Genomic DNA, 20,212 nt, shown 5'->3' with positions numbered 1-20,212 from the left:
GTCGCCGGGCCGCCGGGTGTCACTCGATCGGGAACGTTGCACTGCACATCGTGGTCACCTCCCGCCGTTCGCTGCTGCGCGCCGGACTCACCGCCGCCGCCGTCACCGCCGCCGCACCCCTGCTGCCCGGCGCCGCCGCCGCGGCGCCCGGGCCGGCCCCGGCCCGGCCGCCCGGCGACCCGTTCGGCCTCGGCGTCGCCTCCGGGGAACCCGACGCGACCTCGGTCGTGCTGTGGACCCGGCTCGCCACCGATCCCCTCGCCGACGACGGCCTGGGCGGTGTCGGGAACCGCGCCACCGACGTCGAGTGGGAGATCGCCGACGACGAGCGCTTCACCCGCGTCGTGCGTCGCGGCCGGGTCCGCACCGGACCGGAGGCGGGCCACAGCGTGCACGTCGAGGTGCCGGGTCTGCGACCGGGCCGCGACTACCACTACCGCTTCCGCGTGGGCCGCACCGTCTCCGACGCGGGCCGCACGCGCACCGCGCCCCCGCCCGCCTCGATGACGCCGGTGCACATGGCCTTCACCTCCTGCTCCCAGTTCGAGCACGGCTGGTTCACCGCGTACCGGCGGATGGCCGAGGAGCGCCCGGACGTCCTGCTGCACCTGGGCGACTACATCTACGAGTACCCGGCGAAGTACTACGTCGCGCCCGGCGGGAACGTGCGCGACCACGCCGGCCCGGAGACGACGACGCTGGCCGGCTACCGGCAGCGCCTGGCCCAGTACCACGCCGACGCCGACCTGCAGGCCGCGCACGCGGCCGCGCCCTGGCTGGTCGTGTTCGACGACCACGAGGTCGAGAACAACTGGGCCGGCGACGTCCGGGAGCTGCCGATCGACCCGCCCGGCGACTTCACCGCCCGCAAGGCCGCCGCGTTCCGCGCGTACTGGGAGAACATGCCGCTGCGCGCCGCCCAGCGCCCCCGCGGCGCGGCCATGCGGCTGTACCGGCGCGTCGGCTACGGCGGGCTGGTCACCTTCCACATGCTCGACACCCGTCAGTACCGCGGCGACCAGCCCTGCGGTGACGAGTTCCGCAGCGACTGCGCGGAGCGGACCGACCCCGCCCGCTCGCTGCCCGGCTCGGCGCAGGAGCGCTGGATCGCCGACGGCTTCGCCCGCTCCCGCGCCCGCTGGGACGTGCTCGGCCAGCAGGTGTTCTTCTCCCAGGTCGACTACACCCCGGGCGCCGGGCGCGGCTTCAACCCGGACGCGTGGGACGGCTACCCCGGCTCGCGTGACCGCGTCGTCGACTCCTGGGTCGCGGCCACGCAACGCGGCCGGGCCCGCAACCTCGTGGTGCTCACCGGTGACGTGCACGCGCACTGGGGCGCCGACGTCAAGAGCCGCTTCGACGACCCCGCCTCGCCGGTGGTCGGCACCGAGCTGGTGTCCAGCTCGATCACCTCGGGCGGTGACGGCTCGGAGAAGCAGAACGGTTCCGACACCGTCCTCGCCGAGAACCCGCACATCCGGTTCCACAACAACCGCCGCGGCTACGTCAGCACCCGGTTCACCGCGGACCGGATGGAGGCCGAGTTCAAGGTGGTGCCGTTCGTGAAGCAGCCGGGCGCCCCGGTGCAGACGCGCGGACGGTTCGTGACCGAGGACCGGCGGCCCGGCCTGCGGCCCGTCTGAGGAGTAGGTTCGGCGACGTGGCTGACCTGGTTCTCGGCGCGAACGTGTTCGGCTGGACGGCGGACAGGGAGACCTCCTTCGCCGTCCTCGACGCCTTCGTCGCCGCCGGCGGACGGATGATCGACACCGCGGACTCCTACATGTGGCGCGCACCGGGGAACTCCGGCGGCGAGTCCGAGACGATCCTCGGCGAGTGGATGGCGGCACGCGGCAACCGCGACGCACTGCACCTCGCGACGAAGGTCGGCGCGCTGCCCGGCCGCGAGGGTCTGTCGGCGGAGAACATCGCGGCGGCGGCGCGGGACTCGCTGCGCCGCCTGGGCACCGACCGGATCGACCTGTACTACGCCCACCGCGACGACGAGGCGACCGCGCAGGAGGAGACCCTCGACGCGTTCGACGCACTGGTCCGCGAGGGGCTGGTCCGCGAGACCGGTGCGTCGAACTTCAGCCCGGAGCGGCTGCGGTCGGCGCTGGAGATCTCCGCGCGCGACGGGCTGACCGCGTTCAGCGCCATCCAGCCGCACTACAACCTCATGGAGCGCGACGACTTCGAGGCGGGCCTGGCCCCGCTCGCCGAGTCGGAGAAGCTGGCCGTCCACCCCTACTTCGGGCTGGCCAAGGGCTTTCTCACCGGCAAGTACCGGCCGGACTCCCCCGCACCGGAGGGCCCGCGGGCCGAGGGCGCGGCGGCGTACCTGGACTCCCGCGGCCGCGCCGTGCTGGCCGGGCTCGACGAGATCTCCGCCGGCTACGGTGTGCCGGTCCCGGCGATCGCGCTGACCTGGCTGGCCGCACAGCCCGCGGTGACCGCACCGATCGCGAGCGCGCGGAATCCCGAGCAGCTGGAGCAGCTGCTGCCGATGCTCACCCTGGAGCTGACCGACGACGAGCTGCGCCTGCTGTCCTACCTGTCCGCGACGTCCTGAGCGGGCGTGCGCACGCGGTCACGGCGCATCGTGTAGGCGTCGGCCATCGACGGCCGGTAGTAGCGCTTGCGCACCCCGACGACGGTGAACCCGGCGCTCTCGTAGAGGGCCCGGGCCGGCTCGTTGTCGGTGCGAACCTCCAGGAACACCGTGGCCGCCAGCTCGTCGGCGACGGCGAGGAGCCCGTTCAGCAGGGCGCGGCCGATCCCGTGGCCCTGCCAGGCCGGATCGACGCCGATGGTGTGCACCTCCGCCTCGGCCATCGGCGGCCCGGCGACGACGGCGAGCCCGGCGTAGCCGACCAGCTCGTCCCCGGCCCGGGCGGCGAGGTAGAGCTGCCCGGAGGTCACGGCGTCGCGGAAGGCCTGCGCGCTCCACGGGTCGTCCCCCGGGAACAGGATCTGCTCCAGCTCCGCGCAGCGCCGGGCATCGGACCGGTACAGCGGGCCCAGCGCGACGGTGGCGTTCATGCGGTGACGCGCTTGCGCCCGGTCGGTTCGACGGCGTCCGGGCGGCGCAGGTAGAGGGGCTCGACGGGTGCGGGGGTCCGGCCGGCGAGGAGGTCCGCCGCGGCGACGCCGACCAGCCCCTCGACGGTCGGGGCGCCGGGGCCGCCGATGTCGCGGCCGAGCCGATCGGCGAACGCCGGATCCCCGATCACGGTGCCGATCGCCAGCTCGTCCAGGCGCGCGGCCAGCGCCTCCGGGGCCTCGACCGCGGGACCGGACAGCCGGCGCACCGACCGGGCGTCGGCCGGGTCGGAGGCGTCGTAGGCGGCCCAGTACACCTCCCGGCGACGGGCGTCGGTCACCACCAACAGGTTCCCGCCGGTGTGCACCCACGACGCGATCGCGTCGTGGGTGGCCACGCCGTGCACGGGCACGTCGAGGGCGTGGCCGAGCGCGGCGGCCGAGGCGATCCCGACCCGCAGCCCGGTGAAGGGGCCCGGTCCGGCGCCGACGACCAGCGCCTCGACCTCGGTGAGCGCACGGCCCGCCTCGGCGCACAGCGCCCGGACCGCGGGCATCAGCAGCTCGCCGTGCCGGCGGCCGTCGTGCGCGCGGGCGGCGACGGTCACCGGCGCGCCGTCGGAGCGGAGGTCGACGAGACCGGCGGTGACGACGGTCGTCGCGGTGTCGAGGGCCAGTACCAGCACGCCCGCGAGCCTACGGACGCGCGGTACGGCGCAGCGTCGCGACCCGGGTGTCGTCGTCGCGGCGCTCCAGGGCGATCGTCACCGCGGACCCGGCGAGCCGCTCCGCGACCCCGACACCCCACTCGACGGCGACGACCGCGCGGTCCAGCTCGGTGTCGAGGTCGAGGTCGTCCAGCTCGGCCGCCACGTCCACGTCCCCGTCGGGGCCGCCCAGCCGGTAGGCGTCGACGTGCACCAGCGCCGGGCCGTCGCCAGCGGACGGGTGCTCACGGGCGATCACGAACGTCGGCGAGGCCACCGTGCCGGTCACCCCGAGCCCGCGGGCCAGGCCGCGGACCAGGGCGGTCTTGCCCGCACCGAGCGGACCGGCCAGGAGCACCACGTCACCGGCGACCAGCTCGCGGCCGACCGTCTCGCCGAAGGACTCGGTGTCGGCGACGGTCGGCAGCTCCGCGACGACGGCGTCCGCGCCGGCAGCGGGGATCACGGCCGGTCCTTCTTCCGGGACCGCCCGGCCCCGGCCGGGATGCGGCTGCCCCGGCGGACCCGGCCCGCGCTGCGCAGCAGTCCCTGCAGCCCACCGCCGCCCGCCGCGGCCTGGTCGTCCTCGGTCGCGTCGGTGACCTGCGGCGGCCGCTTGGCCCGCAGTCCGCCGCCCGCGGTTCGCTCGGTGGTGCGGGCGATCAGCCCGTCCAGCTCGGCGTCGACGACCTCGGGCTGCTCCAGCATCGGCATGTGCCCGACCCCGGGCAGCCGCACCAGCCGTGCGGTCGGGATCGCCTCGGCGATGACCTCGCTGTGCCGCCACGGGATGATCCGGTCGCCGTCGCCCGCCAGGACGAGCACCTCGCAGCCGGACAGGCCGGGCAGCGCCGCGAGCCGGTCGTGGGTGCCGAGGGTGTCGACGAAGTCGGTGAGCGCGCCGACGGCGTTCGAGTCGATCATCGTGTCGACGAGGTCGACCATCCGCGGGTCGACCTGGCGGTCGCCGTAGGCAAAGCGCTTGGTGAACATCCAGATGATGTCGCCCAGCGCGCGCCGGCCCGTCTCCACCAGGCCGGGCTGCCACGCGGCGAGCCCACCGAGCGTCCGGATGATCGGGTTGCGCCGGGACAGGAACGTGCCCGGCAGCCCCGAGGACGCCATCTCCCCCGCCGAGGTCGACACCAGCGCCACCCCGGCGACGCGCTCGTGGAACAGCTCCGGGTGCTGCTCGGCCAGCGCCATCACGGTCATGCCGCCCATCGAGTGCGACACCAGCACCCGTGGCCCCTCGGGGGCCAGCGAGCGGATCACGGCGTCGAGGTCGCGGCCGAGCTGGTCGATCGTGCAGGAGTCCGCGGGCGCCCGCTCGGAGCGACCGTGGCTGCGCTGGTCGTAGAGCACCATCCGCACCGACGGGCCGGTCAGCCCGGCCAGGTGCGGCCGCTGCTCCTGCCAGGTGCGCCGGTCGAGGGCGAACCCGTGCACGAGCACGACGGTCAGTGCGGGCTCCGAGCCGTCGGCCGGCGCGACCACCTCGCAGGCGATGCGGATGCCGTCGTCGGCCATCACCGACATCTCCTCGCCGACGGTGCCCGGCGGCGTCTCGGCGTGCGCGGACATCTCGGTGGCCAGGCTGCGGCGGGTGGCGGCGATCTTGCGTCGCTGCGCGGCGACGCCGACCCCGGCCGCGGCGCCCGCCGCGCCGACCACACCGCCCGCGATCCCGGCGACGGTCCATCCCCTGCGGCTCATGCGACTCCCCCGCGCCCGTCGGTCACCGTGCGGCGGACCCGCCCCCGGACGCCCGTGACGATCTCGTAGTGGATGGTGCCCAGCTCGTCGGCCCACTCGCGGGCGGTCGGGCCGCCGTCGGTGCCGGTGCCGAACAGCTCGACCGGGTCGCCGATCGCGACCGGCAGCGCCCCCGGCGGGCCGCAGTCGACGACGAACTGGTCCATGCAGACCCGCCCGGCGACCGGCCGGACGGTGCCGCCGATGCGCACGCGCATCCGACCGCCGTCGTTGAGGCGGCGCGGGACGCCGTCGGCGTAGCCCAACGGCACCAGCGCCAGCGTGCGGGACTCGCGGGCGACCCACTCGTGGCCGTAGGACACGCCCTCACCCGGCTCGACGGTCTTGGTGAGCGCGACCCGGCCGCGCAGCGTCATCGCCGGGCGCAGCGGGCTGTCGGCGGGGTCGGCGATCGGGTCGAGGCCGTAGACGGCGATCCCCGGCCGGACGACGTCGAGGTGCAGGTCGGGGCGGGTCATCAGGCCGGCGGAGTTGCACAGGTGCAGCTGCGGTGCGAACCCGCGGTCCCGCGCGAGCGCGGCGGCGGCGTGCAGCCGCGCGGCCTGGCTGTCGACGGCGGGCTGGCCCGGCTCGTCGGCGGCGGCGAGGTGCGACCAGACGGCCGCGACCTCGCAGGCGCCGTCGGCGACACCGTCCACCACGGCGTCGAGCAGGGCGGGCCACTCGCCGGGCGGGCAGCCGTTGCGCGAGAGCCCGGTGTCGGCCTTGAGGTGCAGCCGGACCTTGCGGCCCGCGGCGCGGGCGCCGGCCAGCACCGCGGCGAGGTGCTCACGGCCGGACACCGACAGCTCCACCCCGGCGGCGACGGCGGCGGCGAAGTTCTCGTCGGGCAGATGCAGCCACGACAGCAGCGGCGCGTCGACGCCCTCGGCACGCAGCGCGAGCGCCTCGTCCAGGGTGGCGACGCCGAGCCGGGTCGCCCCCGCCGAGAGCGCCGCCCGGGCGACGGCGGCAGCGCCGTGGCCGTAGCCGTCGGCCTTGACCACGACCATCGTCTCGGCGCCCGAGGCGAGACCGGACAGGTACCGGGTGTTGTGCCGGACGGCGTCGAGGTCGACCACCGCCTCGGCCGCCGGCGCGCCGGGGACGCGACCGTGGCCGGGCCCGTACGTGCGTCCGGGTCCCGGGCCGGGAGCGTGGTCGGTCGTGGGTGACACGGCCCCGATCATCGCATCCCGGCCCGACGGGGCCCGGTCCTGCGCCCGGCTCAGTCGTTCCCGGCCTCCATCGCGGCCCGGTCGAGGGACTCCTCTGCCTGCTCGGCGTCCGGGTCCGACGGCGTCGCGGTGATCTCCGCCGCACGCCCGGCCTCGACCTCGCCGACGAAGGTGCCGAACTCGCCGCCGAGCATCCCGGTGGCCGAGTACTGCTCCAGCTTGGCGCGGGAGTCGGCCAGGTCCAGGTTGCGCAGCGTGAGCTGGCCGATGCGGTCGCCCGGGGTGAACGGGGCGTCCTCGACCCGCTCCATCGACAACCGGTCCTCGGCGTAGGCCAGGGCGGGGCCGCGGGTGTCGAGCACCGACCAGTCGTTGCCGCGGCGCAGCCGCAGGGTGACCGAGCCGGTGACCGCGTTGCCGACCCAGCGGGTCAGGGACTCGCGCAGCATCAGCGACTGCGGCTCCAGCCAGCGGCCCTCGTAGAGCAGCCGGCCCAGGCGACGCCCCTGCTCCTCGTAGGCCGACAGCGAGTCGTGGTTGTGGATCGCGGAGACCAGGCGCTCGTAGGTGACGAACAGCAGCGCCATCGCCGGGGCCTCGTAGATGCCCCGGCTCTTGGCCTCGATGATCCGGTTCTCGATCTGGTCGGTCATGCCCAGGCCGTGCCGGCCACCGATCCGGTTGGCCTCGGCGACCAGCGCGACCGGGTCGTCGTAGCGGACACCGTTGATCGCGACCGGGCGACCGGACTCCCACTCGACGGTGACGTCCTCGGTCTCGACCGTGACGGCCGGGTCCCAGAACCGCACGCCCATGATCGGCTCGACGATCTCGATCGAGGTGTCGAGGTGCTCCAGCTTCTTGGCCTCGTGGGTGGCGCCCCAGATGTTGGCGTCGGTCGAGTACGCCTTCTCCGCGGAGTCCCGGTAGGGCAGCTCGCGCTCGCCCAGCCAGGCGCTCATCTCCGCGCGGCCACCGAGCTGGTCGACGAACGCCTCGTCCAGCCACGGCTTGTAGATCCGCAGGGCCGGGTTGGCGAGCAGGCCGTAGCGGTAGAACCGCTCGATGTCGTTGCCCTTGAAGGTCGAGCCGTCGCCCCAGATGGAGACGCCGTCGTCGGCCATGGCGCGGACCAGCAGCGTGCCGGTGACGGCGCGGCCGATCGGGGTGGTGTTGAAGTAGGGCATCCCGCCGGCGCGGATGTGGAAGGCACCACAGGCGATCGCGGCGATGCCCTCGTCGACCAGCGCGCGGCGGCAGTCGACGACGCGGGCGGCCTCGGCGCCGTACTCCAGCGCGCGCTCGCGGACGGCGACGAGGTCGGGCTCGTCGGGCTGTCCGAGGTCGGCGGTGTAGGCGTAGGGGACCGCGCCGTTCTCGCGCATCCAGGCGACCGCGACGGAGGTGTCGAGGCCACCGGAGAAGGCGATGCCGACGCGCTCGCCGACGGGGAGGCTGGTCAGGATCTTCGGCACGCGCGGAACGCTAACAACCCGCTCCCGGCGCAGGTCCGCCGGTGTGCCGCTTCAGTACGGGGCTGCGGCTGCCCGCACCGCCCGCAGCGCGACCGGGATCGCCGCCTGCATCGCCGACGCCGGAGCCGGGACCGGCGGCAGGCCGTGCTCGCGGGCGGCCGCCGTCGCGGCGCGGGCGTGCACCAGCGTCGCGCAGCCCGCCGCCCACCACGGGTCGAGCCCGGCGGCGAGCAACGCGCCGATCATGCCGGTGAGCACGTCGCCGGAGCCCGCGGTCGCGGCCCAGGAGTCCGCGGCGGGGTCGACGAGCACCCGTCCATCCGGTGCGGCGACGACGGTCGCGTTCCCCTTCAGCAGCACCGTCACCCCGAGGTCGGCGGCGGCGCGGCGGGCGGCGCCGATCCGGTCGGCCCCGACCTCGCCCGCGATCCGGGCGAACTCCCCCGCGTGCGGGGTGAGCACGACGGGCTCGCCGTGGATCCGGTCCCGCAGGTGCGCGTGCTGTGCGAGCAGGGTGATCGCGTCGGCGTCGAGGCAGAGCGGCACCTCCCGGCCGAGTGCCTCCTCCAGCACGGCCAGGCCCTGTCCGCCGGTGCCCAGCCCCGGCCCGACCGCCCAGGCCTGGGTGCGTCCGGCGTCGGTGATGTCCCCGGTGGCGACGATCTCCGGCCAGTGCCTGCGGACCTCGTCGGCGGCGGACCCGGCGAAGCGCACCATCCCAGAGGTGGCCAGGGCCGCGGCGCCCGCGGCGAGGACGGCGGCGCCGGGGTAGGTGGCCGAGCCGGCGGCGATCCCGACGACGCCCTGGCTGTACTTGTCGTCGTCGGGGCCGGGCACCGGCCAGCGGGCGCCGACGTCGCCGTCGGACAGCACCCACGCGTGCGGCTCGGTGCCCTCCAGGTACGGCCCGAGCCCGAAGTCCACCAGCCGCACCGGCCCGCACAGCGGGGCGGCGAGGGCGTGCACCGGCTTGCGGGTGCCGAAGGTGACCGTCAGCGCGGCACGGACGTGCGGCCCGTCGGTCGCCCCAGTGTCGCAGTCGACCCCCGAGGGCAGGTCGCAAGCCACGATCGGCACACCGGCCCCGTCGGCGGCGGCGACCAGCTCCGGGGCCGGGTCGCGCAGCGCACCGCGCCCGGAGATCCCGACGATCCCGTCGACGACGACGTCCGCCACCGCGATCAGCGCCCGTGCCGTGTCGAGGGCACCGGCCGCAGCGGGGCCGGGATCGGAGACCGGCGGTGCGTGCAGGGCCAGCACCCGCCCGCGCGCGGCACGCAGCGCGGCGAGCCCGGCCGGGTGCGCGCGGTCCGGCGCCAGCAGCACCGCGGTGACGTGCGCGCCCCGGCGGCGCAGCTCGGCGCCGGCCCACAGCGCGTCGCCGCCGTTGTCGCCCGCCCCGACCAGCAGCACCACCCGGCGCCCGTAGGTCGCGCCGAGGAACGCGCGCACGTGGTGCGCGAGCCCCGCCGCGGCCCGGCGCATCAGCACCCCGTCGCCGACGGTGCGCATCATGGCCGCCTCGGCCGCCCGTACCTGGTCCGCGGTGTGGAGCCCGTGCATGGCCGCGAGGCTAACCCCGGGCGGCCGGGTTCGGCGGTCGTGGAGCGGAGCGCCCGCTCACTCGACGGTGACCGACTTCGCCAGGTTGCGGGGCTTGTCGACGTCGTAGCCGCGGGCGCGGGCGATCTCGGCCGCGATCACCTGCAGCGGGATCGTCGCGACCAGCGGCTGCAGCAGCGTCGGCACCGCGGGGAGCTCGAAGAGGTGGTCGGCGAACGGGCGCACCGTCTCGTCGCCGGTCTCGGCCAGGACGACGGTGCGCGCCCCACGCGCCTTGATCTCCTGGATATTGGACAGCAGCTTGGAGTGCAGCACCGCGCGCCCCTTCGGCGACGGCATCACCACGACGACCGGCAGCCCGTCCTCGATCAGCGCGATCGGACCGTGCTTGAGCTCGCCGGCGGCGAACGCCTCGGCGTGCATGTAGGCGAGCTCCTTGAGCTTGAGCGCGCCCTCCAGCGCCACCGGGTAGCCGACGTGCCGCCCCAGGAACAGCACCGCCTTCGACGGCGCCAGCTCCTGCCCGAGCGCACGGGCCTCGCCGAGGGACTCCAGCACCTGGGCGACGGCCGCCGGGATGGCCTCCAGCTCCTCGAACTCGCGGACCACCTCGTCCGGGTACTTGGTGCCGCGCGCCTGCGCCAGGGCCAGGCCGACCAGGTAGTTCGCCGCGACCTGGGCGGTGAACGTCTTCGTCGCGGCGACGCCGATCTCCGGGCCCGCGTGGGTGTAGATCACCGCGTCGGACTCGCGCGGGATCTGTGCCCCGTTGGTGTTGCAGATGGCCAGCACCCTGGCCTTCTGCTCCTTGGCGTGGCGCAGCGCCTCCAGGGTGTCCGCGGTCTCGCCGGACTGGGAGATCGCGACGACCAGCGTCGAGCGGTCCAGCACCGGGTCGCGGTAGCGGAACTCGCTGGCCAGCTCGATCTCGACCGGGATCCGGGTCCAGTGCTCGATCGCGTACTTCGCGAGCAGACCGGAGTGGTAGGCGGTGCCACAGGCGACGACGAAGACCTTGTCGACGTCGCGCAGCTCCTGGTCGGTGAGCCGCTGCTCGTCGAGCACGATGCGCCCGTCGACCAGGTGGCCGCGCAGGGTGTCGGCGATCGCGGTCGGCTGCTCCTCGATCTCCTTGAGCATGAAGTAGTCGTGACCGCCCTTCTCGGCGGCCGCGAGGTCCCAGGTCACCTCGAACGGGTTGACCGCCACGGGCTCCCCGACGAAGTCGGTGACCTCGTAGCCGTCCCGGGTGATCGTGACGACCTGGTCCTGGCCGAGCTCGACCGCGGATCGGGTGAACTCGATGAACGCCGCGACGTCGGAGGCCAGGAACGTCTCGCCGTCGCCGATGCCGAGCACCAGCGGGGAGTTGCGGCGGGCGGTGACGATCCGGTCCGGCTCGTCGGCGTGGGTCACGACGAGGGTGAACGCACCCTCCAACCGCCGCGCGACGGCGCGCACCGAGGCCGGGAGGTCCCCGGCGGTGTCACCGTGGGCGTAGGCGAGCGCGACCAGGTGCGCGGCGGTCTCGGTGTCAGTGTCGGACTCCGCCCAGATGTCCTGTGCCTCCAGCTCGGCCCGCAGCTCCAGGAAGTTCTCGATGATGCCGTTGTGGACGACCGCGAGGCGGCCGTCGCTGCTGCGGTGCGGGTGGGCGTTGCGGTCGGTGGGCGGGCCGTGGGTCGCCCACCGCGTGTGCCCGATGCCCGAGGTCCCGGTGAACCGGTCCCGTCCGATCTCGTCGAGGCGTGCCTCCAGGTTGGCCAGGGCGCCCGCCTTGCGCTCGATCAGCAGCTCACCGCCGTCCGGCAGCGCGACGCCGGCGGAGTCGTAACCGCGGTACTCCAGTCGTCGCAGGCCGCCGAGGACGACGCCGAGTGCGGACCGATGACCGACGTAACCGACGATGCCACACATGAGGCTGAGCGTATCGACGCCCGGTTGCCGATCTTCGGGCGACGGGTGCGACCGGCGCCACGCCGGACGCCCGTACGAGGCGGGCACGCGGTCACCTGCACCGGTACGGTGCCGTCCGTGGCCCGGACCAGCGTGACCCGCCCCCCGTCGACGAAGGGGGCCAAGGACGCCCTCGGTGTGCTGTCGCGTCCGGGGCCGAACCCGGTGAAGTACGGCGACCTGGGGCTGATCGGCCTGCCGGGCATCGTCTACACCCCCGCTGAGGGCTACCAGCTGCCCGCCGTGGTCGTCGGGCACGCGTGGCTGCAGCCCGCGCACCGCTACCACGAGCTGCTGCGACACCTCGCGACCTGGGGTTTCGTCGCCGCCGCGCCGAACACCCAGCGCGGCCCGGTCCCGAGCATCGCCCAGTTCGCCTCGGACCTGAACACCGTCCTGGACGTGTGCGTCGGTGTCCGTCTCGGCGACGGCCACGTCAGCGTCGACGCCCGCAAGACCGCCCTGGTCGGGCACGGCACCGGGGGCGGCGCGGCCGTCCTCGCCGCGGCCCGGCGCGAGCGCCTCGGCGCGCTGGTGACCCTCGCCGCGTCGGAGGTGCAGCCGTCCGCGATCGAGGCGGCCGCCACGGTGACCGTCCCGACGCTGCACCTCGCCGCCGCGGTCGACTCGCTCGCCCCGATGGAGGGACACGCGCAACGGATCGCCGCAGCAGGGCACGAGGCCGGCACCGACGTGACGCTGCGCGAGATCGAGAAGGCCGGGCACCTCGGGTTCTGCGAGGGCAGGCACTGGACGAGCTTCCTGCTGCAGAACCGCCCGCAGCACCGGACCCGGAAGATCACCCGGGCACTGGTGACCGCGTTCCTCATGCAGGAGCTGCAGAACGAGAAGCGCGTGTCCTCCCTGACCTCGGGGAACGTGCCCGGGGCCCCGCTGGTGGACCTCACCCCGCAGCCCGACGACGAGCAGGACCAGCAGCCGTCCGGGCTCCTCGGCATCGGCGGCTGACCTCTCCGGGCCCCGCGCCCGCACAGATCCGCCGCCCGCGCGGTGATCCGCCGCCCGCGCGCGTCCGGACGCGCGCGGGGCGCGGATCAGCGCGCGGACACGTCCCGACGGCGGCTCAGGGCGCCAGCCAGACCTTCCGGTCGGCGGTGGCGACGGCGTCGAACGCGGCGGCGGCCCGGTCCGGCGCGAACGGCTCGGGCTCCATGAGCCCCACCAGGGCGTCGGCGACGGCGGGCAGGTCCGCGAGCGCACCGGCGAAGTCGCCGGGGTGGTCGTAGATCAGCGACCCGGTGACGGTCACCTGCCGCTGCACCAGGTCGTGGGTGTTCACCGGTGACTCGCCGTCGTGCTGCCCGATGAGCAGCAACGTCCCGGCCCGGTCGACCGCGGCGACGGCCGTCGGCCAGGCGGCGGGGGCGCCGGAGGTCTCGAACACCGTCCCGAACACCTCGCCGGGGACGAGCTCCTCGGCGTCGAGATCCACCGCACGCCGCCGGCGCCCGTCGTGCGGCTCGGCGACGACCGGGACGTGCCCGGCCGCGAGCAGGGTCAGGCACAGCAGGGTGCCCTGGCTGCCCGCCCCGACGACCAGGCAGCGCGATCCCGGTTCCGGTGCGGCCCGGCGGAGCGCGGCCCGGGTCACCACCCACGGCTCCACGCAGGCGACGACCCGTTCGGCCGTCGCCGGGTCGAGCCCGGCCGGCAGGGCGTGGGCGTACCCGGCCGGGACGGCGACGAGTCCGGCGAGCAGGCCCGGCGCGTTCACCCCGAGGCTGCGCCGGTCCGGGCAGGCCGACGTGCGGCCCGCGACGCAGAACCGGCAGCGTCCGCAGGCGAGGTTCGGCTCGACCACGACGACCTCGCCGACCCGGCCCGGGTCGACGCCCGCGCCGACGGCGACCACCCGTCCGCCGCCCTCGTGCCCGACCGTCCACGGCAGCTCCGGGACCGGCCGGGCGCCGCTGCGGACGGCCAGGTCGGTGCCGCACAGCCCGACCGCCGTGACCCGCACGAGGACCTCGCCCGGCCCGGGCTCCGGCGCCGCGACCGGAACGACGTCGAGACGGCCGGGAGCGGTGTCGCGGCCACCGGAGCCGGTGTCGGTGCGGCCGGAGCCGGTACCGGTGCGACCCGAGCCGGTACCGGTGCGACCGGTGTCGACGCGGCCGGTGTCGGTGCGGGCGAGGCCGGTGAGCCGCACGGCCACGGTGGTGGCGGGGGCGGCGGAGGTGGTCGACATGAGGGTCTCCCGGGTCGTCGGGTGCGGTCAGGAACGCGAGGCCACCGGGGTGGCCGGTGCCTCCTCGCTCTCGGCGTGCGGTGCGTAGCTCATGAAGGACGCGACGAGCAGCGAGATCAGGCAGCCGCCGCAGAGGTAGGCCGCGACCAGGTACCAGCTGCCGCCGCCGACCGCGACCAGCGCCGTCGCGATGAACGGGGTGAACCCGCCGCCGACCACGCTGGCGAGCTGGTAGCCCAGGCCCGCGCCGCTGTTGCGGTGCCGGGCACCGAACATCTCGGTGAACAGCGGCTGCTGCACGCTGACGATCGCGTCGTGGCCGATGTTGACCAGCAGCACGGCGCACAGCACCAGCAGCACCGCCGAGCCCTGCTCCATCGCGACGAAGAACGGCACCGACGCGAGCACCGCGACGACGGCGCCGACCAGGTAGACGGGACGGCGGCCGTAGCGGTCGGACAGCCAGCCGAACAGCGGGATGGTGATGATCCCGAGCCCGCCGACGAGCAGCCCGACGCCGAGCATGAAGCCGCGGGTGAAGCCGTACTGCTCGGTGGCGTAGGCCAGCGCGAACGTCACGACGATGTACATGGTCAGCAGCTCGGCCAGACGCAGCGCGACGATCTTGACGAAGGCGCCGGGGTGGCGGCGCAGGGCCTCCAGCACCGGCAGCTTCTGCTTCTCGACGGGCTCGGCGGCCTGCGCGGCGGCAGCCTTCTTGAACGTCTCGGACTCGTCGACGCCGGACCGGATCCACAGCCCGACCAGCGTCAGCAGCAGGCCGAAGAAGAACGGGATGCGCCATCCCCAGGTCTCGAACGCGGTCTCGCTCATGACCGCGACCAGGATCGCGACGAAGCCGTTCACCATCAGCAGCGCGACCGAGTAGCCGACCTGCACACCACTGGAGTACAGCGCCTTCCACCGCTTCGGGGCGTGCTCGACGGCGAGCAGCGCGGCGCTGGCCCACTCCCCGCCGACGGCGAGGCCCTGCACACAGCGCAGCGCGACGAGCAGGACCGGGGCCAGGTAGCCGACCTGGTCGAAGGTCGGCAGCAGGCCGATCGCCGCCGTCGTCATGCCCATGATCGCGATCGTCCAGACCAGGGTGCGCTTGCGGCCGATCCGGTCGCCGAGGTGGCCGAACACGATCCCGCCGAGCGGGCGGAACAGGAACCCGATGCCGAAGGTCGCGAACGCGGCCAACGCGCCGGCGGTGGGGCTCTCGCTCGGGAAGAACAGCGGGCCGAAGACGAGTGCGGCGACGACCCCGTAGAGGAGGAAGTCGTACCACTCGACGACGGCGCCGACGAACGAGCCGGCAGCGGCACGCCGTGCTCCGGCCGGTGCGCCCGGCGGCTGGGCTGATGACACCTGTGTCATGACCTTCTCCTGTACGCGTCCTTGCGTTGTTCGCTATGCGCACACTCGTGTGCTGTGCGCACAACCGTACGGCGCGCCGAGCACTGGTCGCAAGACCGGGGCGCTTCCGGCCCGCCGGTAGGGTCGGGCGTCCGACGGGAGAGGGGTCCGATGACGGCGGAGCCGGCCGGCCAGGAACGCCACTTCGTGCGGGCGGTGGAGCGGGCGTTCCGGGTGGTCCGCGCGTTCGGGCCGGACACGCCGTCGATGACGCTGAGCGAGGTCGCGTCCCGCACCGAGCTGGACCGGGCGACGGCCCGGCGGCTGCTGCTGACGCTCGTCGACCTCGGCTACGCGCGCCGCTCCGGGCGGGACCGCTTCGAGCTGACGCCACGGGTGCTGGAGCTCGGCTACGCCTACCTGTCCGGACTGTCGCTGGTCGACGTCGCGCTGCCACACCTGCAGGCGATGTCCTACGAGCTGCGGGAGACCGCGTCGCTCACCGAGCTCGACGGGCCGGACGTCGTGTACCTGGCCCTGGCGCAGAGCTCCCGGTTGAGCGGGCTGCGCATCACCGTCGGCACCCGGTACGAGGCGTGGGCGACGTCGATGGGCCGGGTGTTGCTGGCAGGCCTGCCCGACGACGAGCTCGACGCGCACCTGGCGTCGGTGACGGTGCAGCGGCGCACCGACCACACGGTGCGCGACGTGGCGGCCCTGCGCGAGGCGGTCGTCGCCGCGCGGGAGCAGGGCTGGGCGCTGGTGGAACAGGAGCTCGAGGACGGCCTGCGGGGGATCGCCGCGCCGGTGCGGAACCGGTCGGGGCGGGTGATCGCCGCGGTCAACGTGTCCACCCACGTCGGCGTGGCCTCGAGGGAGGAGCTGACCGGGCGGCACCTGCCGCGCCTGCTGGAGGCCGCCGCGGGGATCGAGGCTGACCTGGTGGCCTCGGACCTCTGAGGGCCGTTCCGCCTGCTCAGCGCTCGTGCGGGCCGGCGAGCGAGGGGGCCACGGGACCGCGGCGGTCGGTGACGCGCGTCCCGGTGAGACCGGGCAGCCGCATGCCGGGGACGGCGTCCTCCGCCCGGGTCGCGTCGCGCGCGGCCTCGTCGGCCAGCCGGCCCACCTCGCGCCCGACGAGGTCGAGCCGGGCCGTCACCGCCTCCCCGGCCGGGTCGTCCCACGCGGCGGCGACGGCGGCGCGGATCCCGGCGAGCAGACCGGCGGTGTCGTCGAGCCGGTCCACCAGCGCCCGCAGGGCAGTGGCCTGGTCCGCGGCGCCGGCGTCCGGACCGCCGGTCAGCACGGTCCCGCCCCGCCGGGGCCGGGCCCGTGCCGGAGGTCGGGAGCGTCCCGGAACGCGGCGGCCGCGGCGGTGTCCGCCACCCGGGCGGTGGCCGCGGCGCGCCGGGCCGCGTCGGCCAGCGACGCCAGCTCGTCCGCGACCCGCCGCAGCCGGACCGCGCGGTCCCCGTCACCGGGGCCGGTCACGGGGGCCTCGGTCAGCCCGGCAGCCAGGTCCGCCAGCCCGCGGGCCGCGCGGTCCAGCGCATCGGGGTCCCGCCGCACGTCCGGTCGCATCGCCCCAGCATGGCGACGGGCCCGCGCCGGCGGGCCCGGACGCGCGGATCCGGTTCGCCATCGCGAACCGGTGTCGCGGCAGGCCACCCGGACGACGTCGGGGCCGCCACCCGGTGTGGGTGACGGCCCCGATCGGCGTGCGTCGGTCAGCGCGCGGCGGCGACGATCCCGGCCAGCCGACCCGCGACGGCGTCGGCCTCGTCCTCGCTGGGCGCCTCGACCATCACGCGGACGAGCTGCTCGGTGCCCGACGGGCGCAGCAGCACCCGGCCGGTGTCGCCCAGCTCCGCCTCGGCCTTCGCGACGGCCTCGGCCACGTCCGCCGACGCGGCGACCGCGTCCTTGTCCGCGACGGGCACGTTGCGCAGCACCTGCGGCAGCACCGTGACCACCGAGGCCAGCTCGGCCAGAGGGGTGCCGGTCTGTGCGACCCGCGACATCAGCCGCAGGGCGGTGAGCAGACCGTCGCCGGTGGTGGCGTGGCCCGGCAGCACCACGTGCCCGGACTGCTCGCCGCCGAGGGTGAACCCGCCCTCGCGCAGCCGTTCCAGCACGTAGCGGTCGCCGACCTTGGTGGTGTCCAGGGTGATCCCGGCCTCGCGCATGGCGATGTGCAGGCCCAGGTTGCTCATCACCGTGGCGACGAGCGTGTCGTGCGCGAGCTCGCCGGCGTCGCGCATGGCGAGTGCCAGCACCGCCATGATCCGGTCACCGTCGACGACCGCACCGGTCGCGTCGACGGCCAGGCAGCGGTCGGCGTCACCGTCGTGGGCGATGCCGAGGTCGGCGCCGTGCTCGAGGACCGCGGACCGCAGCAGGTCCAGGTGGGTGGACCCGACGCCGTCGTTGATGTTGAGACCGTCCGGCTCGGCGTGCAGCGCGATCACGTCGGCGCCCGCCTGCCGGTAGGCCTCCGGCGCGGCCAGCGCCGCGGCGCCGTGCGCGCAGTCGACGACCACGCGCAGCCCGGACAACGAGCCCGGCGCGGCGGAGAGCAGGTGCGCGACGTAGACGTCGGTGGCATCCGGCGCGTCCCAGACCCGGCCGATGCCGTCACCGGTCGGTCGGGCGCCGAGACCCTCGGCGAACTGCTGCTCGATCGCGTCCTCGACGTCGTCGGGCAGCTTGTGGCCACCCGCGGCGAAGAGCTTGATGCCGTTGTCGGGCATCGGGTTGTGCGACGCGGAGATCATCACGCCGAGGTCGGCGCCGGTCTCGGCGACCAGGTGCGCGACGCCCGGGGTCGGCAGCACACCGACCCGGATCGCGTCCGCACCGGCCGAGGTGAGCCCGGCGACGACCGCGGCCTCGAGCATCTCGCCGCTCGCGCGGGGATCGCGTCCGACGACCGCGAGGGGCCGGCGGCCGGAGCCGTTCGAGAGCGTGCGGGCGGCCGAGGCACAGACGCCAACGGCGAACTCCGGAGTGAGGAGTTCGCCGTTGGCCAGGCCCCGGACGCCGTCGGTTCCGAAGAGACGAGGCATCCGGTGTGCGATCAGCGCTTGGAGTACTGGGGCGCCTTACGGGCCTTCTTGAGGCCGTACTTCTTGCGCTCGACGGCGCGGGCGTCACGGGTCAGCCAGCCGGCCTTCTTCAGCGGCGGGCGGTCCTCGGAGTCCAGCTCGACCAGCGCACGGGCGATCGCCAGACGCAGAGCGCCGGCCTGACCCGCGGTGCCGCCACCCTTGAGGTTGGCGAAGATGTCGAAGCGCTCGGTCTTCTCGACGAGGACCAGCGGCTCCTTCACGATCTGCTGGTGCAGCTTGTTCGGGAAGTACACCTCGAGCGGCTTGCCGTTCAGGGTGAACCCGCCGGTGCCCGGCAGCAGCCGGACGCGGACGACGGCCTCCTTGCGGCGGCCGACGGTCTGGACCGGGCGGTCGCCCAGCACGGGGGCCTCGGCGGCGAACTCGTCGGCGTCGAAGTCGGCGGCGTCACCGATGGTGTAGTCGACGTCGGCGACCTCGGTCTCGGTGGCCTCGGTCTCGGTCGCCTCGGCGGCCGCACCCTCGGTCTCGACCGCGTCGACGACCTCGTCGGGTCCGTTCTCGGGGCTGGTCACGGGCTGTCCCTCTTCGTTGCTCGGGGTGGTCACTGGCTGACCTGCTTGATCTCGAACGGCTGCGGCTTCTGGGCCTCGTGCGGGTGCGCCGGGCCGGCGTAGACCTTCAGCTTCTTGGCCATGGCGCGGCCGAGGCGGTTCTTCGGCAGCATGCCCTTGATCGCCTTCTCGACGAGGCGGTCGGGCTGGCTGTCGATCATCTCGCCGACGGAGCGCTGGCGGAGGCCACCCGGGAAGCCGGAGTGGCGGTAGACGAACTTGTCGGCCCGCTTGTTGCCGGACACCGAGATCTTCTCCGCGTTCACGATGACCACGAAGTCGCCGTTGTCGACGTGCGGGGCGTAGGTCGGCTTGTGCTTCCCGCGCAGCAGCGTGGCAGCGTGGGTGGCGAGCCGACCGAGGCGCACGTCCTCGGCGTCGATCACGTGCCAGGCGTGCTGGATGTCGCCGGGCTTGGGGCTGTACGTGGGCACGGATCTACCTCGTCGTCGTTCTCGGCTGGTGGGCCGTCCGCACGGGTTCCGGCCCACTCTCTAGTCTCTGGTTCCTCAGCGTGCTGCTGGTGGACGCCGGAGGGACGCTCGATCCCGCCGCTGTCGCCGGAGGACGGCGCCCGCGGGTCTCCACCGCTGCACAACGAGAGCCAAGCGTACCCGCCGGTTCCGGGGGCGGACGCAAGGGGGTCGTCCGGGCCCCCGGACCCGGGGGGTCAGGCGAACCGGGCCCGGTTCGCCTGCTCGGTGTCGCGGTAGTTCTGACCGGCCTGACCGACCAGCTTCCCGATGGTGCCCAGGGTGGTGGTCAGCTCGGCCGCCGAGGTGTCCCACTTCTGCTGCGACGCCTGGTAGGTGGTGGCCGCGTCGCCGGTCCAGGCCCCGACCATCGGCGCCAGGTAGCGCCGCAGGTCCTCGAGCTGGGAGTTGATGCGCGCGGTCGTCGCGACGGTGTCGGCCGACGCCCGCTCGAGCGCGCTGAAGGTGACCTTGATCTCGGATCCCACGGTGTAGCTCCCCCTCACCCGAGCACCGACGTGATGGCGGTGCGATTCTGGTCCTCCTGCTGCTGGTACGTCGTCGCCGTGCCGCCGAGCTGCTCACCGATCGCGCCCAGCGCCTCGTTCAGCCGCCGTGCCTCGGTGTCCCACTTGGCCATCAGCTGGGCGAACGCCGTCGCCGCGCTGCCGGACCACTGGCCCTGCAGCGGCCCCAGCTGGCTGCGCAGGCGGGCGAGCTCGCCGTTGACGGCGTCGCTCACCGCCCGCACCTGGCCCGCCGCGCGCACCATCTCCTCGGTCGTCGTACCGAACCCGTCGGCCATGGACC

General features: G+C 74.8%; 21 protein-coding genes. 4 read left to right on the top strand and 17 right to left on the bottom strand.

Annotated features, from left to right (window positions below):
• The first annotated feature begins 50 nt into the window (after positions 1-50).
• Both FVA95_RS08890 and FVA95_RS08885 read left to right on the top strand, forming a co-directional pair.
• Complete coding sequence (locus tag FVA95_RS08890; RefSeq protein WP_240051369.1) at positions 51-1,643, top strand: alkaline phosphatase; 1,593 nt, start codon at positions 51-53, stop codon at positions 1,641-1,643.
• 17 nt (positions 1,644-1,660) lie between these two features.
• Entirely contained in the window at positions 1,661-2,572 is a 912-nt protein-coding gene (locus tag FVA95_RS08885; RefSeq protein ID WP_149663777.1) for an aldo/keto reductase, read from the top strand.
• Here the strand turns inward: FVA95_RS08885 and rimI are convergent.
• The 8 genes from rimI to glmS all read right to left on the bottom strand — a co-directional run bounded on the left by rimI (position 2,551) and on the right by glmS (position 11,637).
• The gene (gene rimI, locus FVA95_RS08880; protein ID WP_149663776.1) at positions 2,551-3,042 is read right to left on the bottom strand and encodes a ribosomal protein S18-alanine N-acetyltransferase; all 492 of its coding nucleotides are present in this window, start codon (positions 3,040-3,042) and stop codon (positions 2,551-2,553) included. The two genes, FVA95_RS08885 and rimI, sit on opposite strands and share 22 nt — an antisense overlap.
• Complete coding sequence (gene tsaB / locus FVA95_RS08875; RefSeq protein WP_149663775.1) at positions 3,039-3,728, bottom strand: tRNA (adenosine(37)-N6)-threonylcarbamoyltransferase complex dimerization subunit type 1 TsaB; 690 nt, start codon at positions 3,726-3,728, stop codon at positions 3,039-3,041. The genes rimI and tsaB overlap by 4 nt, the downstream gene beginning before the upstream one ends.
• A 10-nt stretch (positions 3,729-3,738) precedes the next feature.
• Complete coding sequence (gene tsaE / locus FVA95_RS08870; RefSeq protein ID WP_149663774.1) at positions 3,739-4,215, bottom strand: tRNA (adenosine(37)-N6)-threonylcarbamoyltransferase complex ATPase subunit type 1 TsaE; 477 nt, start codon at positions 4,213-4,215, stop codon at positions 3,739-3,741.
• A complete protein-coding gene (locus FVA95_RS08865; protein ID WP_149663773.1) occupies positions 4,212-5,465 on the bottom strand; it encodes an alpha/beta fold hydrolase in 1,254 nt (417 codons plus the stop codon). The genes tsaE and FVA95_RS08865 overlap by 4 nt, the downstream gene beginning before the upstream one ends.
• The gene (gene alr, locus FVA95_RS08860; protein WP_240051373.1) at positions 5,462-6,586 is read right to left on the bottom strand and encodes an alanine racemase; all 1,125 of its coding nucleotides are present in this window, start codon (positions 6,584-6,586) and stop codon (positions 5,462-5,464) included. The genes FVA95_RS08865 and alr overlap by 4 nt, the downstream gene beginning before the upstream one ends.
• 146 nt (positions 6,587-6,732) lie before the next feature.
• Positions 6,733-8,157 carry an argininosuccinate synthase gene (gene argG / locus FVA95_RS08855; protein ID WP_075310186.1) on the bottom strand — a complete coding sequence of 475 codons (1,425 nt, stop codon included), beginning with the start codon at positions 8,155-8,157 and terminating at the stop codon, positions 6,733-6,735.
• Positions 8,158-8,208: 51 nt separating this feature from the next.
• A complete protein-coding gene (locus tag FVA95_RS08850; protein WP_149663771.1) occupies positions 8,209-9,720 on the bottom strand; it encodes an NAD(P)H-hydrate dehydratase in 1,512 nt (503 codons plus the stop codon).
• Positions 9,721-9,777: 57 nt separating this feature from the next.
• Positions 9,778-11,637, bottom strand: a complete 1,860-nt coding sequence (glmS, locus tag FVA95_RS08845) for a glutamine--fructose-6-phosphate transaminase (isomerizing) (RefSeq protein WP_149663770.1) — start codon at positions 11,635-11,637, stop codon at positions 9,778-9,780.
• Positions 11,638-11,754: 117 nt separating this feature from the next.
• Between glmS and FVA95_RS08840 the strand changes: the two genes are divergently transcribed.
• The gene (locus tag FVA95_RS08840; RefSeq protein ID WP_240051368.1) at positions 11,755-12,645 is read left to right on the top strand and encodes a dienelactone hydrolase family protein; all 891 of its coding nucleotides are present in this window, start codon (positions 11,755-11,757) and stop codon (positions 12,643-12,645) included.
• Positions 12,646-12,760: 115 nt separating this feature from the next.
• Here FVA95_RS08840 and FVA95_RS08835 read toward each other — a convergent pair whose 3' ends face one another.
• Positions 12,761-13,885 (bottom strand): zinc-binding dehydrogenase, encoded by a 1,125-nt coding sequence (locus FVA95_RS08835; protein ID WP_149663768.1) that lies wholly within the window; start codon positions 13,883-13,885, stop codon positions 12,761-12,763.
• A 27-nt stretch (positions 13,886-13,912) separates the two neighbouring features.
• Complete coding sequence (shiA, locus tag FVA95_RS08830) at positions 13,913-15,268, bottom strand: shikimate transporter (RefSeq protein ID WP_020624596.1); 1,356 nt, start codon at positions 15,266-15,268, stop codon at positions 13,913-13,915.
• Positions 15,269-15,418: 150 nt separating this feature from the next.
• On the opposite strand from shiA, the gene FVA95_RS08825 reads away from it, so the two are divergent.
• The gene (locus FVA95_RS08825) at positions 15,419-16,207 is read left to right on the top strand and encodes an IclR family transcriptional regulator C-terminal domain-containing protein (RefSeq protein ID WP_149663767.1); all 789 of its coding nucleotides are present in this window, start codon (positions 15,419-15,421) and stop codon (positions 16,205-16,207) included.
• Between the two features lie 16 nt (positions 16,208-16,223).
• Here the strand turns inward: FVA95_RS08825 and FVA95_RS08820 are convergent, their stop codons facing one another.
• The 7 genes from FVA95_RS08820 to FVA95_RS08790 form a co-directional block, all read right to left on the bottom strand.
• Positions 16,224-16,553, bottom strand: a complete 330-nt coding sequence (locus tag FVA95_RS08820; protein WP_149663766.1) for a hypothetical protein — start codon at positions 16,551-16,553, stop codon at positions 16,224-16,226.
• Positions 16,547-16,828 carry a hypothetical protein gene (locus tag FVA95_RS08815; RefSeq protein ID WP_149663765.1) on the bottom strand — a complete coding sequence of 94 codons (282 nt, stop codon included), beginning with the start codon at positions 16,826-16,828 and terminating at the stop codon, positions 16,547-16,549. Before FVA95_RS08815 ends, FVA95_RS08820 begins: the two co-directional genes overlap by 7 nt.
• 146 nt (positions 16,829-16,974) lie before the next feature.
• Positions 16,975-18,312: a phosphoglucosamine mutase gene (gene glmM, locus FVA95_RS08810; RefSeq protein WP_149663764.1), complete on the bottom strand. Its 1,338-nt coding sequence runs from the start codon at positions 18,310-18,312 to the stop codon at positions 16,975-16,977.
• Positions 18,313-18,323: 11 nt separating this feature from the next.
• Positions 18,324-18,923: a 30S ribosomal protein S9 gene (gene rpsI, locus FVA95_RS08805; protein WP_369804852.1), complete on the bottom strand. Its 600-nt coding sequence runs from the start codon at positions 18,921-18,923 to the stop codon at positions 18,324-18,326.
• Entirely contained in the window at positions 18,920-19,363 is a 444-nt protein-coding gene (gene rplM / locus FVA95_RS08800) for a 50S ribosomal protein L13 (RefSeq protein ID WP_020622762.1), read from the bottom strand. The genes rpsI and rplM overlap by 4 nt, the downstream gene beginning before the upstream one ends.
• A 236-nt stretch (positions 19,364-19,599) precedes the next feature.
• Positions 19,600-19,890 (bottom strand): WXG100 family type VII secretion target, encoded by a 291-nt coding sequence (locus tag FVA95_RS08795; RefSeq protein WP_043277023.1) that lies wholly within the window; start codon positions 19,888-19,890, stop codon positions 19,600-19,602.
• Positions 19,891-19,904: 14 nt separating this feature from the next.
• A complete protein-coding gene (locus tag FVA95_RS08790) occupies positions 19,905-20,207 on the bottom strand; it encodes a WXG100 family type VII secretion target (RefSeq protein ID WP_075310172.1) in 303 nt (100 codons plus the stop codon).
• Between the last annotated feature and the right edge of the window lie 5 nt (positions 20,208-20,212).

This window comes from Pseudonocardia sp. EV170527-09, assembly GCF_008369905.1.
In the GTDB taxonomy this organism is placed as follows: Bacteria; Actinomycetota; Actinomycetes; order Mycobacteriales; family Pseudonocardiaceae; genus Pseudonocardia.
The sequence above is the reverse complement of the archived record's forward strand: the minus strand, read 5'-3'. Positions and strand labels throughout refer to the sequence as shown.

Excerpts from the sequence above, each read along its gene's own strand:
- FVA95_RS08825 (WP_149663767.1), top strand. The coding sequence starts at position 15,419 with ATGACGGCGGAGCCGGCCGGCCAGGAACGCCACTTCGTGCGGGCGGTG.
- FVA95_RS08835 (WP_149663768.1), bottom strand. The coding sequence starts at position 13,885 with ATGTCGACCACCTCCGCCGCCCCCGCCACCACCGTGGCCGTGCGGCTC.
- rimI (WP_149663776.1), bottom strand. The coding sequence starts at position 3,042 with ATGAACGCCACCGTCGCGCTGGGCCCGCTGTACCGGTCCGATGCCCGG.
- FVA95_RS08790 (WP_075310172.1), bottom strand. The coding sequence starts at position 20,207 with ATGGCCGACGGGTTCGGTACGACGACCGAGGAGATGGTGCGCGCGGCG.
- FVA95_RS08850 (WP_149663771.1), bottom strand. The coding sequence starts at position 9,720 with ATGCACGGGCTCCACACCGCGGACCAGGTACGGGCGGCCGAGGCGGCC.
- glmM (WP_149663764.1), bottom strand. The coding sequence starts at position 18,312 with ATGCCTCGTCTCTTCGGAACCGACGGCGTCCGGGGCCTGGCCAACGGC.
- FVA95_RS08815 (WP_149663765.1), bottom strand. The coding sequence starts at position 16,828 with ATGCGACCGGACGTGCGGCGGGACCCCGATGCGCTGGACCGCGCGGCC.
- shiA (WP_020624596.1), bottom strand. The coding sequence starts at position 15,268 with ATGACACAGGTGTCATCAGCCCAGCCGCCGGGCGCACCGGCCGGAGCA.
- glmS (WP_149663770.1), bottom strand. The coding sequence starts at position 11,637 with ATGTGTGGCATCGTCGGTTACGTCGGTCATCGGTCCGCACTCGGCGTC.
- FVA95_RS08865 (WP_149663773.1), bottom strand. The coding sequence starts at position 5,465 with ATGAGCCGCAGGGGATGGACCGTCGCCGGGATCGCGGGCGGTGTGGTC.